The organism is Pseudomonas sp. OE 28.3 (assembly GCF_014268205.2).
Taxonomy (GTDB): domain Bacteria; phylum Pseudomonadota; class Gammaproteobacteria; order Pseudomonadales; family Pseudomonadaceae; genus Aquipseudomonas; species Aquipseudomonas edaphica.
The window spans coordinates 3230106-3244358 of sequence record NZ_CP077082.1; the positions used below are offsets into that span (position 1 = coordinate 3230106).

Annotated in this window: 10 protein-coding genes; 4 read left to right on the top strand and 6 right to left on the bottom strand. The window is 59.4% G+C overall.

Features of this window, described 5'->3' with window-relative positions; all coding sequences use genetic code 11:
* Positions 1-7: 7 nt before the first annotated feature.
* Together ligD and HU759_RS14605 are read right to left on the bottom strand one after the other, a co-directional pair.
* Positions 8-2488, bottom strand: coding sequence for a DNA ligase D (gene ligD / locus HU759_RS14600; protein ID WP_186616947.1), 2481 nt, complete (start codon positions 2486-2488; stop codon positions 8-10).
* A gap of 24 nt (positions 2489-2512) precedes the next feature.
* A complete protein-coding gene (locus HU759_RS14605; RefSeq protein ID WP_170038325.1) occupies positions 2513-3367 on the bottom strand; it encodes a Ku protein in 855 nt (284 codons plus the stop codon).
* Positions 3368-3551: 184 nt separating this feature from the next.
* Here HU759_RS14605 and HU759_RS14610 point away from each other — a divergent pair, with 184 nt between their 5' ends.
* Positions 3552-3869 carry a hypothetical protein gene (locus tag HU759_RS14610; RefSeq protein WP_099549844.1) on the top strand — a complete coding sequence of 106 codons (318 nt, stop codon included), beginning with the start codon at positions 3552-3554 and terminating at the stop codon, positions 3867-3869.
* Positions 3870-3881: 12 nt separating this feature from the next.
* Entirely contained in the window at positions 3882-5036 is a 1155-nt protein-coding gene (locus HU759_RS14615; RefSeq protein ID WP_170038323.1) for a PQQ-dependent sugar dehydrogenase, read from the top strand.
* A gap of 219 nt (positions 5037-5255) precedes the next feature.
* On the opposite strand, the gene HU759_RS14620 is transcribed toward HU759_RS14615, so the two are convergent.
* On the bottom strand, positions 5256-5735 hold the full coding sequence (locus tag HU759_RS14620; protein ID WP_017135531.1) for a nuclear transport factor 2 family protein: 480 nt from the start codon (positions 5733-5735) through the stop codon (positions 5256-5258).
* Between the two features lie 54 nt (positions 5736-5789).
* Complete coding sequence (locus HU759_RS14625) at positions 5790-6353, bottom strand: TetR/AcrR family transcriptional regulator (protein WP_099549841.1); 564 nt, start codon at positions 6351-6353, stop codon at positions 5790-5792.
* 125 nt (positions 6354-6478) lie between these two features.
* Here HU759_RS14625 and pssA point away from each other — a divergent pair, with 125 nt between their 5' ends.
* Both pssA and HU759_RS14635 read left to right on the top strand, forming a co-directional pair.
* Positions 6479-7822: a CDP-diacylglycerol--serine O-phosphatidyltransferase gene (gene pssA, locus HU759_RS14630; protein ID WP_017135533.1), complete on the top strand. Its 1344-nt coding sequence runs from the start codon at positions 6479-6481 to the stop codon at positions 7820-7822.
* Positions 7823-8185: 363 nt separating this feature from the next.
* A complete protein-coding gene (locus HU759_RS14635; protein ID WP_170038321.1) occupies positions 8186-12043 on the top strand; it encodes a hypothetical protein in 3858 nt (1285 codons plus the stop codon).
* Between the two features lie 58 nt (positions 12044-12101).
* Here the strand turns inward: HU759_RS14635 and efeO are convergent, their stop codons facing one another.
* Positions 12102-12920, bottom strand: coding sequence for an iron uptake system protein EfeO (efeO, locus tag HU759_RS14640; protein ID WP_017135535.1), 819 nt, complete (start codon positions 12918-12920; stop codon positions 12102-12104).
* A 25-nt stretch (positions 12921-12945) separates the two neighbouring features.
* Positions 12946-14250 carry an iron uptake transporter deferrochelatase/peroxidase subunit gene (gene efeB / locus HU759_RS14645; RefSeq protein WP_170038319.1) on the bottom strand — a complete coding sequence of 435 codons (1305 nt, stop codon included), beginning with the start codon at positions 14248-14250 and terminating at the stop codon, positions 12946-12948.
* Between the last annotated feature and the right edge of the window lie 3 nt (positions 14251-14253).

Below are 14253 nucleotides of genomic sequence, written 5' to 3' on the forward strand. Positions count from 1 at the left end.
ATGCCAATCACTGTGGCGGCTGCGCCCCCAGCTTGTCCCACATCTTCTTGCTGATCTTCTGCCGGTTGGCGTAACCGGCCCAGGGGTCATCCTTGAGCGTGCTCAAACGCTCATGCAGATTAGCCACCGTCCATTGCTGCGCACCGCGTAACCCTTTCAGTTCGTCCTTGCTCACCGGCACCGAGACCGGCAGGCCCGGGCGTGCCCGTACCGAATAGGCCGCCACCGTACTCGCGCCGCGGGCATTGCGCAGGTAGTCGATAAAGATCTTGCCAATGCGGTTTTTCGGGCCGCTGGTAGCGGTAAAGCGTTCAGGCAGTTGCTGTGCCATAAACTGTGCGATGGCCTTGGCAAAGGCCTTTACTGTCTCCCAGCCGTCCCGGCGCGCCAGCGGGATGACCACGTGCAGGCCTTTGCCACCGCTGGTTTTGACGAACGCCTCAAGGCCCAACTCATCCAGTACCGACAGGGTCAATTGCGCGGCCTCCAGCATGCTTTTCCAGGGCCGCGCCGGGTCCGGGTCGAGATCGAGCACAAACCGGTCCGGGGTTTCGATTTTGTCGGCAGTCGCGCCCCAGGTGTGCAGCTCAATGGTGCCCATCTGCACGGCGCCGAGCAGGGCTTTGGTGGTGTCGATTTCCATCAGCCGTGCATGGCCAGGGTCGAGGTTCTGGTTCAGTTGTTTGATATGGGGGATGGCCAGGCGCTCTGCATGTTTTTGGAAGAATTGCTCGCCTTCGATGCCATCCGGCGCACGCAGTAGCGAGACCGGCCGGTGGCGCAGAAACGGCAGGAGCCATTCGCTGATGCTGGCGTAAAACTCTGCCAACTGCTGCTTTTGCGTGCCACTTCGTGGATCGATCACGCGATCGGGGTGCGTGATGTTCACGCCGTTGCCGGCTTTTTTCGGCGCTGAGGCCTGCTTGAGAGATTTGGCCGCGCGCGGTTGCTCATGGATGATCTGCGCCACAGGCTTGTCGCTGCGCATCGCCACGAATGAGGCTTGGCGTACCACGCCTTCGCGGGTCCATTCGGCGAAATTGACTTCGCCGACCAGCTCGGGCTCCACCCAGTGCACGCCGCGTGCCTGGCTGCTGGTCAGCGGGTTTTGCAGTGGCGAAGTTTTGCGCGCCAAAGGCGTGAGCTGGGCGTAAATCGCTTTGAGCGCGTGCTGATCAAACCCGGTGCCGACACGCCCGGCATACACCAAGCCGTTGTCGTCATTGACCGCCAGCAGCAACGCGCCGAAGCCGGTGCGCGAACCTTGCGGGCGGGTGTAACCGACAATCACAAACTCCTGACGCAGGCGGCATTTGAGTTTGATCCAGTCGGCACTGCGGCTGGACACATACGGGCTGCCGACGCGCTTGCCGATCACGCCTTCGAGCGCCAGGTCGCAGGCGCTTTCGAAGATGTCGCGTTGGTTGGCGGCGAAGGTTTCGGAAAACCGCAGCAATTTGCTGCGGCTGCCCGACAGCGCGGATTTAAGCGCAGCACGGCGCTGTTCCACGGGCGCTTCACGCAGGTCTTTTCCGTGTAAAAAAGGTGCATCGAACAGGTAGTAAACGATGTCCAGGCTGCGGCCGATATCGAACGCATTTTGCAACGCCTGGAAGTCCGGTAAACCGTCGGCGTTAAGGCTGACCACTTCGCCATCCAGCCAGCTGTCCTTGAGCTTGAGGGCTTGGAGGGCCTTGACCTGGCGCGGCAAACGCTCGGTCCAGTCATGACCGTTGCGGGTGAACAGGCGCACATCGCCGTCGCGGATACGCGCCAGCATGCGGTAGCCGTCGAATTTGATCTCGTATTGCCAATCGCCGGGCGGGGCGCGGTCGACCAGGGTGGCCAGTTGTGGCGCGAATTGATCGGGCAGGGCGGTCTTGGCTTTCTGGCGCTTTGCACGCGGTGCAGGCGCGGGCTTGCCCACGGTGGCATCGCTGAGCACGCTTTTGGGCTGGGCCTTTACGATGTCGTAGTCTGCGGCCGGGCGGGCTTGCTGATCCTTTTCCTTGATCAGCAACCACTGCTCCTTGTCGCCGCTGCCCTTGAGGCGGGTGCGTACCAGCGCCCAATCGCCGGAGAGTTTTTCACCGACCAGGGTGAATTTGAGTTTGCCGGCTGCATACGCCTTGTGCGGATCGTCGTGAGGCTGCCAGACCCCCCGATCCCACACGATCACATCGCCGGCGCCATACTGCCCGGCGGCGATATTGCCTTCGAAGTTGCCGTAACTCAGCGGGTGGTCCTCAACGTGGACCGCCAGGCGTTTCTGGCTGGGGTCCAGGCTTGGGCCTTTGGGCACGGCCCAGCTTTTGAGTACACCATCGAGTTCCAGGCGAAAGTCATAGTGCAGGCTGCGCGCGTCGTGTTTTTGAATCACGAATGACAATGCCGAGGCTTTGGATTTGCTGGCAGGTGCATCACCTGCGGGCTCTGCGGTGATCTCGAAGTCGCGTTTGCGCGTGTATTCGCTCAGGGGCTTGGCCATGGCGTTCTCCTGCTGATGGCGGGCTCAAGAGGCCTTTTTGCTGGTTTTTTTTGCGGTCGGTTTTTTTGCTGCGGGCTTTTTCGCGGCGGGCTTGCCGGCGAGGCTGCGCTTGAGCAGTTCGGTCAGATCGATTACATCGGCAGATTTGCGTTCTTCGCTGCCGGGCTGGCTTTCGACGTCTTCTATTTTGCCGGCCTTGGCCTTCTTCGCCACCAGCGCCATGATCTTTTCCTGGAAGCTGTCGCGGTATTCGTCCGGCTGCCAGTCGGCGCTCATGTCTTCGACCAGGCGCTTGGCCATGTCCAATTCGCCCTTGGCCAGGCTCGGTTTGGTGACGTCACTGCCCAGTTCCAGTTCGTCGAGGCTGCGCACTTCGGCGGGCCAGCGCAGCATCACCAATACCAGCGCTGATTCCAGCGGCATCAGCGCTGCCAGGTGCTGTTTGGTGTGCAGCACCACATTGGCCAGGGCGACCTTGGCGGTTTTTTTCAGGGTCTCACGCAGCAGCGCGTAAACTTTGCCGCCGCGTTTGTCCGGGGCCAGGAAGTAGGGCGTGTCGATGTTTTGCAGCGGGATCTGGTCGGCGGCAACAAAGGCAATGATTTCGATGGTCTGGGTCGACTTGGGGTGGGCCGAGCGAATCTCGTCTTCGCTGAGCACCACATAGCGGCCTTTCTCAAAGGCCACGCCCTTGACGATATTGTCTTGGGTGACTTCCTTGCCAGTCGTCTTGTTGATGCGCTTGTAGCCCACCGGGTCCATGCTGCGTTTGTCCAGCCAGTCAAAGTCAACGCCCTGGGAGGACGTGGCCGAGACCAGCGAGACCGGGATATGGACCAAGCCGAAACTGATGGCGCCTTTCCAGATTGCCCTTGGCATGGCTGCGGTTCCTTGAGAAGAGTCGGTGTTCTGGTGACTCGCAGGCTGGCGCAAAAGTTTCGGCGGACGGATGCGCGGACAGATCGTGTTACATCTGATGAGAAACTATTTAATGTCGAAAGCCGAACCCAAGGCGTAGCGTGTTATCGAAAGCACGTACTACTCGCCCCAATGAGGCTTTGTCATGAACAGCTGTGTGCGTTACCTCGCCGTAGTCGCGCTGGGCCTGGCCCTCGCGCCATTGGCCCAGGCGCAGAACCTGCCCGGCAGCTACAACACCAATAACAGCCCAATCCATCGGGCTAACCCCAACAGCATGCAGGGCACCCAGCCCAATGCGCCGGCCGCCACCCGCGGGGTTCAACCCGCGCCGACCGGCCCTGCACCGACCGTGGAAAACGGCGGTATCGGCAATCGTTACCCGACGCGTAACGCGGCCCCAAGCCGTCCTGCCACTGCACCCAAAGCGCCCACTTACGATGCCAACGGCAATCGCCGGTAAGGACTCTGTCTTATGTTTCTACGCAAAACCCTGTTAGCCGCTATCTGCGCAACTCTGCTGCCCGTGACGGCCGTCATGGCGGCGGATGCCCAGCAGTTCCCCAGTGAGCAAGGCAGCATCACTGCCACCCCCATTGCCAAAGGCCTCGATCACCCGTGGGCCGTGGCGTTTCTGCCGGACAAACAAGGCTTCCTGGTGACCGAGCGCCCCGGCCACCTGCGCTTTGTCAGCCCGGACGGCAAGCTCTCTGCGCCGCTGACCGGCGTGCCGCAGGTGTGGGCCAAAGGGCAGGGCGGTTTGCTCGACGTGGTGCTGTCGCCAGACTTCAAGCAGGACCGCCTGGTCTACCTGTCGTATGCCGAAGGCGGCGGCGAGGGTGGCAAGGCCGGCACTGCCGTGGGGCGTGGGCGTTTGGCCGATGATTTGAGCGGGCTCAAAGACTTCAAAGTGATATTGCGCCAGGAGCCCAAACTGTCGACCGGCAATCACTTCGGCTCGCGACTGGCGTTCGACCGGGACGGCTACCTGTTTGTGACCCTGGGCGAGAACAATGACCGGCCGACGGCCCAGGACCTGGACAAGTTGCAAGGCAAAGTCGTGCGCATTTACCCGGATGGCCGTGTGCCGGACGACAACCCCTTTGTGGGCCAGCAGGGCGTGCGCCCGGAGATCTGGTCCTACGGCCAGCGTAACCCGCAGGGGTTGGCGTTGAACCCCTGGAGCGGCACGATCTGGGAAAACGAACATGGCCCGCGCGGTGGCGATGAAATAAACATCATCGAGCGCGGCAAAAACTATGGCTGGCCCCTGGCAACCCACGGCATCAATTATTCGCTGACGCCGATTCCGGAAGCCAAGGGCAAGGCTGTGGAGGGCACTGTGGAACCCCACCACGTCTGGGAAAAATCACCCGGCATCAGTGGCATGGCGTTCTATGACGCCGAGCGTTTCAAAGCCTGGGACCACAACCTGTTTATCGGCGCGTTGGCCAGCCAGGAGTTGATTCGCCTGCAGTTCGATGGCGACAAGGTGATCCACGAGGAGCGCCTGCTGGGCGGGTTGAAGGCACGGATTCGCGATGTGCGTCAGGGGCCGGACGGCTTCCTGTATGTGCTGACCGATGAGGACAAGGGCGTACTGTATCGCGTCGGCTTGAATCAGGACTGACAGAGGCTGATGGTCCAATGTGGGAGCTGGCTTGAAGGCCGCCAATTTTTCCTGTGGCGAGCAGGCTTGTCCTGCGTTGGGCTGCGAAGCAGCCCCTAACCCGGACGCCGAGTTTTTTCAGGAAAATTGCAGTGCCTTCACTCGGGCCGCTTCGCAGCCCAACGCAGGACAAGCCTGCTCGCCACAATAACCGGTTGTGTAGATACCTATGCGTGTGGCTTACAGGCCGAGGTCGGATAACCCCGGATGATCATCCGGGCGCCGGCCCAACGGCCAGTGGAACTTGCGCTCGGTTGCTTTGATCGGCAGATCGTTGATGCAGGCAAAACGGTTGGCCATCAGGCCGTTTTCGTCGAATTCCCAGTTTTCGTTGCCATAGGAACGGAACCAGTTGCCGGAGTCGTCATGCCACTCATAGGCATAGCGCACGGCGATACGGTTGTCGGTGAATGCCCACAACTCCTTGATCAGACGATAGTCCAGTTCCTTGGCCCATTTGCGCGTGAGAAAACCCTTGGCCTCTTCGCGGTTATGCGCGAATTCGGCACGGTTTCGCCACTGCGTGTCCAGGGTATACGCCAGCGACACGCGTTGCGGGTCGCGGGAGTTCCAGCCGTCTTCGGCCAGGCGCACTTTTTCAATGGCCGATTCACGCGTGAACGGTGGCAGCGGCGGACGTTGTTCTGCTGTCGATGACATGGGGCAGCTCCTATCAATACCAAGGTGTTGTCGAAAGTTGCTCAGCCTGTGCGTTCAAAGTCCTAATAACGTTCGCGCCATGCATTGCGCATTATCAGCTGCTGTTGAATCGCCCATGACCAGGGCAACGGTAATGGCGCCATCGATCAGAATCAGCAGGTGCGCTGCCTGCCGTTCGGGGTCGGGGGTGCCATGTGCTTTACACAGTTCGAGGGCGTACTCGAACAGTTTTTGTTTATGCGCCTTGGCCAGCAGGCGCACCGGGTCTTGCGCATCGCCGGTTTCGCCACTGGTGTTGATAAAGGCGCAGCCGCGAAAGTCTGCCGAGCCAAACCAGGCCTTGAGTGCGCTGAACAGCGCCAGCAGGCGCTCGCCGCTGCCTTCGCTGCGTTCCACTTCAGTGCGTAGCCACTGCATCCAGCGTGCGTCGCGGCGTTGCAGGGCGGCGATGACCAGCTCGTCTTTATTGGCAAAGTAACGGTAAATACTTTTGCGTGAGACGCCGGCGGTTTTCACCAGTAACTCCATGCCGGTGGCGGCGATGCCGTGCCGATAGATCAACTTCTGGGTGACGTCGAGGATAATGTCGCGGGTTTCGTTGCTGTTAATATCGTTCATGCAACAAACAGTAGAACGATCGTTCTTCATGGTCAATTAAATTTTTTCCATTGGCCACGACGAGACCTGAGCAGCCCCATGGTGTAAGCTCTGTGCCTCTTCGGATTCGACCCATTGCGAGCCTTATGCCGTCGTTCTTCAAACGCTCCCTGTTGCCCAAACTGCGTGGTTTCCCGCTGTCTCCCGATGCCATCGACGTGCTGTCCGGTGCCGCTGCGTACCGTCTGTGCCTGCTGGAAAAAATCGCCCAGGCCACACAACGCATCTACATCGTCGCGCTGTACTTGCAGCAGGACGAAGCGGGGCAGGAAATCTACGACGCCTTACACGCCGCCAAGGCGGCACGGCCCGAGTTGGATATCGTGGTGGTGGTTGACTGGTTGCGCGCCCAGCGCGGCCTGATCGGCGCCGGCAAGCAGCCGGGCAACAGCGCCTGGTACCAGGCCATGACCCACTCCCACGCCAGCGAAGTACCGGTGTACGGCGTGCCGGTGCAAACCCGCGAACTGTTCGGCGTGTTGCACCTCAAGGGCTTTGTGATCGATGACAGCGTGCTGTACAGCGGTGCCAGCCTGAACAATGTGTACTTGCACAAGTTCGACAAATACCGCTTTGACCGCTATCACCTGATCCACAGCAAGTCCTTGGCTGACTCGATGCAACACCTGGTGGAACACGGCCTGGTCGCGTCCAAAGCCGTGCATCGCCTGGACCTGCCGAACCTGCCGACCACCCGCAGCCTGCGCAATGACATCGGTGACTTGCGCAGCCGCTTGAAGCACGCGACCTACGACACCACCACAGGTTTGCTGCCCAATGGGCACTTGTCGGTCAGCCCGTTGCTGGGTGTGGGCAAGAACAATCCGTTGAACCGGGTGATCCTCGAACTCATTGCCAGTGCCCAGCATCAACTGACCATCTGCACGCCGTATTTCAACCTGCCGCTGCCGGTGACCCGCGAAATAAACCGCGCCCTGGCGCGTGGGGTGAAGGTCGACATTATCGTCGGCGACAAAACCGCCAACGATTTCTACATCCCGCCCAGCGAGCCGTTCAAGGTGATCTCGGCCTTGCCTTACCTGTATGAAATCAGCCTGCGCCGCTTCGCCAAACGCCATCAGCCGATGATCGACAGCGGCCAGTTGAACCTGCACTTATGGCGTGACGGCGACAACACTTATCACCTTAAGGGTATGTGGGTCGACCAGCGTTACACCTTGCTCACGGGCAACAACCTCAACCCACGGGCATTCCGCCTCGATCTGGAAAATGCCTTGCTGATCGATGATCCCAAGGGCGAGTGGCTGGCGCCGCGGCGCACAGAGCTCGCGCAGATCTTCCAGCACACCACGCGCATCGAGCGGTATCAGCAATTGCAGACCCTGGTGGAGTATCCGCCAGCAGTCGGCAAGTTTTTGCGCCGGGTCAGCCGGGTGCGGATTGAGCGGTTGCTTTACCGGATCTTGTAGGAAAGCGGACGCGTTACCGCAAACTCTCAGAAGGTCTTCGCCATCTTGAGAGTTTGCCTACACCCAGGTTCGTACATTTCTCTGTGGAACAGATCTAAGGGACGTGCACGCTGCCACTCGCTTGTGCGCACATACCTGCGCTCATTGAGTGGATCTCCCACCCGCAAGGGCTTGGTCGCCAGATGGTGGCCCACAACGGGCACATCCTTTCGGTGCCGGTTCAAGCGCTCAGGTTTTCACACTATTCCTCAGTCAATCGAGAAATTTCCTACTCTGCATCTCAAGAATTCTTAATATTTTCTTAACCGACTGTTTTTAGGGACGAGAACTCTCATCAACCCAACCGGTAGAGAGAATTTTTGAATGTCGACAAGCCTTTCCAAGGGTAGCGTTACAGTTGTCAGTCATCCCCACCTGTCTCAGATGCAGCTCCCCACGGGGCCTGCTGTAAAGCCTGCAACGCCTGACCCCGCTGTTTTGCCAATGATTGAAAACGGGCCGCCTGCAGGCGCACCCCGCCCGGTACGCGGACAGCTGACGCAATTCAAGTTTGAACCCGCATCGATACGCAAGACGCGCGAGGTTGCGTCTGAAAGTGACGCGCACGCCCCCGACGCTGAGCGCAAAACAGCGGTTTATCCCGCATTGGCGCAAGCAAAAAAAGCCGACAGCAGCCTGCAGAAAACCCTCACTCATCTGCTGACTACCCACAAACTGAACGCCGACCCGTTTCCTCCAGGTGCCTCGATAAGGCCCTTCATTGATGCCTACACTGAGGCGGTGAACGAGCCACAGGTGCAGGCCTGGCTCACATCCAAAGGCCTGGATCTATCAACTGCGCTTGTTTTCAGCGACAGGGTCGAAGGCACAGTGGTGGTTGACGGCAAAACAGTCGCGCGAACCTTCACGACCACCGACGGCTCCGGCTGGTGGGAGGTCAGCGCGAAAGTTTGTGCGGCGGTGAAGCAGTTGAAGCCGAGTGATATGGGTGTATTGCTGCCGGGCCAGCACACGGTCAAATTTCGCGATTTTAATGCGGTGCTCGAATTCTACGGTGTGGAATATCCGGCCCCTCAAATAGATGCAAAGGCGCTTGGGAAACGCCTGAAAAAACACGGCTGGCCGCCGATATCCGACCAGCATCGCGACCAGTGGCGCCGGCAGTATGAGCAGCTCATGCAGCACAACAGTGACATTGATGTGCGAACGCACCTCACCTCTCAGTTGCGAGGGTTGGTCAAGGACCGTGGGGAGGGTGATACGCCCACTCTGAGCGCGCAGTACGCCACCGTTTATCCTGAATCGACGCTGGCACACAAAAGTCATGCGCCCCGTGAACGTTTTGTTGAGTGGCTGGGCAGGCCGGCGTTCAAGGCTTTCATCGAGAGGTCCGGTCTGGGTGGTGCTGAGAGCGTTTACAGGATATCCAATGGAAGCCTTGAGATACGTGACTCGGCCAATCAATGGATCAGTGTTCAAGTCATTCTTGACCAAGAGATCTACAACGTTTCGATAGGTGGCAGCCCGGCCGAAAAAGCCGCTATCCACGCGCTCAATAACGACCTCCATCAACTGGTAGAGATGAGCAAGGCGACCGGGAATGCCCTGTACTCCCAGGCCGTTTATGACGTGCGGCAAGTACTGGCGTTTTCCGGGCTGGGAAGCCCCGAAACGGTTACGCAGATCAATTCGGCCATCAGTTGGCTGACCGCCAAGCTGCCACCCGCGCCAACGCAGGGTGACTATGCCCGTTTGTCACCTTATACATGGGCCCCTGGCGCGCTGTCGCCCGCTGACCTGAACGTGTTGAAGGCAGCGTCCAGCGGGCCTGGCTCGGTGTCCGAACTGTTCGCCAGCCATATGGCCCGGACAAATTTGCCCCGCGACCCTGACCTGCAACTGCAGCAGTTTTTCGACTCGCACGAGGCGATCATCAAGGCTCAGGCATTGGCGCAGCAGTTGAATATGGCTGAGGTTACCGGCGGCAAACAGCTGTCAAAGGCTACCCGCCATCAACTCCTGGCGGCCACCATCAAGGCCAGCGTCAATGCACAGATGCCTGGCAAGCCTGGGATGGTTGCGGGCTACGACATTTATCAGCCCAACAACCTTGGTCGTACCTTGGACGAAGTACGTGCTGACATTGAAGGCTTATTGAGAAAAAAGGGTGCCGACGTCAATACCGCGCCCTTGATCGCCCATATGTTGTTGGCACAGGCGGCCCCCGAGTTTCTGATCAAACCGGATCCTGGGTTATCGCCACAGGCACCTGAGGCGCTCAAGCTGTCTCCTGGCCAAGTCAGCGTGGGCTCGACCGCTTGGATGAGCCTGCGCCTGGGTTGCGCCATGGCGGAAAAACTCAGTGGGGCAGGCAGTTCGCGCGCATTGAACATCTCGGAGGCGCAAGCCCTTACCCGACTCGAACCCATGGGGCCGGAGCACGAGACGCTGATCAAATGCCTGGGGGCTGCGCCTCTGTTGGATTGGGCGGTGATGGCCGGTGTGTTTCCCAAAACCAGCGATGGGGCTTATTCCGCAGGGGATTATCGGGCGGCCGCGCAAGCGTTTGCTGACCGCCAGAGCAGTACTGTCGCGGCCTTCCAGAGCCTGACAAGTGAGCCACCTTCGCAGACGAGCCTATTGATTGATCAATTGGTTCTGTTGTTTCCCGAAATGACGCGGGATGAGATCGCCAAGATCAAGTTGACGCTGGTGACCGACAAACCGTATGACGCCAGAAACGAGGGCCACCTGGAAACACGTACCCCGTTGTTGACCGAGTTGATCCTTGCCGGAGAACCTGAGGAGGACCCTTTTTTCGTGGCTCAGCAGTGGGTGAATACGCGACTTTTTGGCGAGAAGAAATACGCATTCACGCACCCCACTATCTCCCAGGAAACCTTTGAAGAAAGAATCAAGAAGCTTCCACGTATCAAGCCGCTGGTAGCGCCGGCAGTGGACCAATACCTGGCCGACAGTCGTCGCGCACAGGAAACGGTGATCAAACTGATGATCGCCAATGCACCGCTGGATGTACGCACAGGGTTGGAGTCCGGCGATGTGGAGATTTTCACGTTGCGTGAGGAAACCGGGGAATCCCTGGCCCAGGATCAGGGGAGCGACTCGAAGGTGGTCGAAAAGAGGGCCAAGCAGGGTGTGTTGTTGCGCTACAAGAACAAGGGGCCAGAGGGAGGTTATACCTGTCTCGAAATGTTCCCGGGGTCCATGAAAGTGTGCAAGCGTAACTTGCTGTTCTCTACGCTAAAGTTGGACGGTGTGATTGAAGAGGGGACGGTCCCGTATGGTCCTTTTGCCAATGTACCGGCGGGCTATCGCAAGGCAACACAAGTAGATTTTGACCTTCAGGCCTATCAGACAGGCAGCGAGCTGCGTCCCGGCGTGCGAACCAAGGCCATTATCGAAAAGTTCGGAGAGACGTTGCCGGGGCAGAATTCGTCGAGGTGGGCCAGCAGCACGCCAGGTGCTGTGCCTAACAGTTGGGCGTCGAAAAAAACCAACGATATAGCCAGGGCCATCGTCAACGCTACGTTCGATGTGAAGCGCGAGACGCTGTTGGAATACGCCAACGCGCCGACAACGCTACAGAGAAGACGCAGTTATCCGTTTGATTCCGGAAAGGTCTTTACCCGTGAAAACCTCAGGATGGTATTAAGCCTGATCCCATTTGTGGGGGCGATTGCCGATATCGCCGACGGCAACATTGGCGCAGGCCTGAAGGGGCTGGTGATCGACTTTACTTCCTTTGCGTTTACCGGTGGGTTACGTGGCTTTTTCAGTGGGTTCAAAACGGTTGTGCCGTTCGGCAGTCGTGCGTTTACGATGACCGCGCTGAAGGGTGGATCGAAAACGTTGCGCGGTTTGTTCAACCCGCTGGACGGGGTTTTTGATGTGCTCAGGATTGGCCCCAAAGCCCTGGGGGCAGCCAGGCAGGTGCTCAGAGGCGAATTGGTTTGTGTGGGGCCAGGCTTTTTTCTGACGACCACCGCCTTTGAGAAATGCCGTTGGGGGCTTGGGGCGTATGACGCGTTAGCCCCACGGCAGGAGGCCGGCGCTTACCCAGGAAGCCAGCTGGGCGTGAGTCGAAGTTGCCCGACATATGCGGTACAAATAGACACTAAATGGTATGCGATTGATCCGGTAACGCAGACACCCACTGGTGCGCCAATTGAAGACTTCAAGCCCGACGCACCGGTGAACTAAGCACCGATAAGCCCCGAGCCGTGCATTGCGGTATGAATGCATGGCTCGGGGCTTTTAATCAGTTCAGACCCAACTTGCCGCGCAAGGTCGACAGGTCCTCAGCCAAGGTGTTGACCGGGCCCACCAGGGCCTTGCGGTCGGTTTCCTTGACCTTGTCGTAGGTCTCATAACCGCCGTCCTTGGTTTTGTACTTGGCCAGGATCTTGTCCACGGCGGCAAAGTTCTTGTCGACTTTGGCCAGGAAGACTTTGTCCTGCTTCTCGATCTGGCCACGGAACAGGTCGACGATTTTCTTCGCGCCGTCGATGTTGCCCTGGAAGTCATACAGGTCGGTGTGGCTGTAACGGTCTTCTTCACCGGAGATCTTGGTGGCAGCCACTTCTTCCAACAGTGCTGCTGCGCCGCCGACGACTTTTTCCGGCGGGAAGGTCAGGCCATCCACGCGGGTTTTGAGGTCGTTGACGTCGGTGTTGAGTTTGGCGGTCAGCGCTTCCAGACCTTTGGTGGTCTTTTCGGAGAACAGCACGTATTCGATGCGGTGGAAACCGGTGAAGTCTTCAGCGGTCACGCCTTTCTCGTGGTCGTCAACACGCGAGTCGATCGAAGCGTCGAGGTCGCTGAACAGCTCGGCGATCGGCTCGATGGACTCATAGTGCACGCGGGTCGGTGCGTAGAGCTTCTGCGCAGTGGCCAGGTCGCCTTTGTTGATGGCATCGGTGAACGCCTTGGTCTGGGTGACCAATTCGCCGATTTCTTCGGTGACGTAGATCTTGTAGTCCGACACCGGGCCTACCAGGTCCAGAGGCGCGGTGGCGGCGAAGGCTGCCAACGGTGAAAGGGTCATTAGCAACGACAACGCGATAGTCGACTTCTTCATGGGGCTTTTCCGCTCTGGGTTTGTTTTAGGTCTTGGCAGTGGTTTGAGAGTGCGTTGCAGCGAGCAGCGTGCGGCCAAGGAAGTCCTTAGGCCCCGTCACCCCAGGCAAGGTGAAGAAGTACCCGCCGCCAACCGGCTTGAGGTATTCCTCCAGGGGCTCGCCGTTGAGCCGGGTTTGCACACTGATAAAGCCTTTCTCCAGGTCAGCCTGGTAGCAGATGAACAACAGCCCCATGTCCAACTGACCGTTTTTGTTGACGCCGTTGGAGTAGTTGAACGGCCGACGCAGGATCAGGTTGGCCTGTGTCTGCGGGGTGCGCGGGTTGGCCAGGCGGATGTGCGCATCGAGCTTGGTCAACTTGCCTTCCGGGTCTTTGCTGTAGTCAGGTACTTGGGTTTCTTTGTCGCCATCCATGGGCGCGCCAGTCGGTTTGATACGGCCGATGATGCTTTCCTGTTCCTGCAGCGGCGTGCGGTCCCAACGCTCGACGAAGTTGCGGATGATGCGCACGGCCTGGTAGCTGCCGTGGGCGGCCCACGCCGGTTCGTCGCTGCCGGGCTGCACCCAGACGATCTGGTCCATCGCCTTGGCATCGTTGGAATTGGGGTTGGCCGAGCCGTCACGGAAACCGAGGAAGTTGCGTGCGCTCTGCGCCGGTTCACCGGGTTTGGCCGGTGCCTGGGGCGGCACGCTGCCTTCCTGTTTCCAGCGCACCAGCAGCAGGTCAGGCAGGTTCTTCACGATGTCGCGCAGGGCGTGGATATTGGTGTCCGGGGTGTTCGAGCTGAATTGCAGGCTCAGGTCGCCGTGACACTGCGCGGGTTCCAGCGCATCGTTGGGGAAGCCGACCATGCGGCTCAGGCGCTTGGGTTTGGCTGCCGCCAGGCCGAAGCGCTCATCGAACAGCGATTCGCCGACCGAGACGGTGATGGTCAGGTTATCCGGCGTGACCACCGGGCCGAGGATTCCGGAGTCGGTGGGCGGCAGTTTCGGGTCGACTTGCGGCACGGTGCCGCCGGTCATCAGAAACGCAATGCGCTCATTCAAGGTGCGGAACAGGCGCTCCAGGTCTTCGCGATCGCTGGCCAGCACGTCGAAGGCGACGAGCATGCCGCAGGCCGGGCGCGGGGTGACGATGCCGGTCTGGTGCTGGCCGAAAAAGTCGTGGTGGTCCTGGGTCTTGTCACTGCGTGGTGCGGTGGTGACTTGCTCGGCTGCGGCGGCCATGGCCGGGCAGGTCAGGGTGCTGCCGGCAATCGCGGCACCGGTGGCGGCCATGCCCAGCAGGACACGGCGACGTTGCGCGGAAAACTGTTCTGAATCACTCATCTA

Bases quoted from the DNA above. Each gene is read 5' to 3' on its own strand.
- HU759_RS14620 (WP_017135531.1), bottom strand. From the start codon at position 5,735: ATGTCATCGACAGCAGAACAACGTCCGCCGCTGCCACCGTTCACGCGT.
- HU759_RS14625 (WP_099549841.1), bottom strand. From the start codon at position 6,353: ATGAACGATATTAACAGCAACGAAACCCGCGACATTATCCTCGACGTC.
- pssA (WP_017135533.1), top strand. From the start codon at position 6,479: ATGCCGTCGTTCTTCAAACGCTCCCTGTTGCCCAAACTGCGTGGTTTC.
- HU759_RS14615 (WP_170038323.1), top strand. From the start codon at position 3,882: ATGTTTCTACGCAAAACCCTGTTAGCCGCTATCTGCGCAACTCTGCTG.
- HU759_RS14610 (WP_099549844.1), top strand. From the start codon at position 3,552: ATGAACAGCTGTGTGCGTTACCTCGCCGTAGTCGCGCTGGGCCTGGCC.
- HU759_RS14605 (WP_170038325.1), bottom strand. From the start codon at position 3,367: ATGCCAAGGGCAATCTGGAAAGGCGCCATCAGTTTCGGCTTGGTCCAT.
- HU759_RS14635 (WP_170038321.1), top strand. From the start codon at position 8,186: ATGTCGACAAGCCTTTCCAAGGGTAGCGTTACAGTTGTCAGTCATCCC.
- efeB (WP_170038319.1), bottom strand. From the start codon at position 14,250: ATGAGTGATTCAGAACAGTTTTCCGCGCAACGTCGCCGTGTCCTGCTG.
- efeO (WP_017135535.1), bottom strand. From the start codon at position 12,920: ATGAAGAAGTCGACTATCGCGTTGTCGTTGCTAATGACCCTTTCACCG.
- ligD (WP_186616947.1), bottom strand. From the start codon at position 2,488: ATGGCCAAGCCCCTGAGCGAATACACGCGCAAACGCGACTTCGAGATC.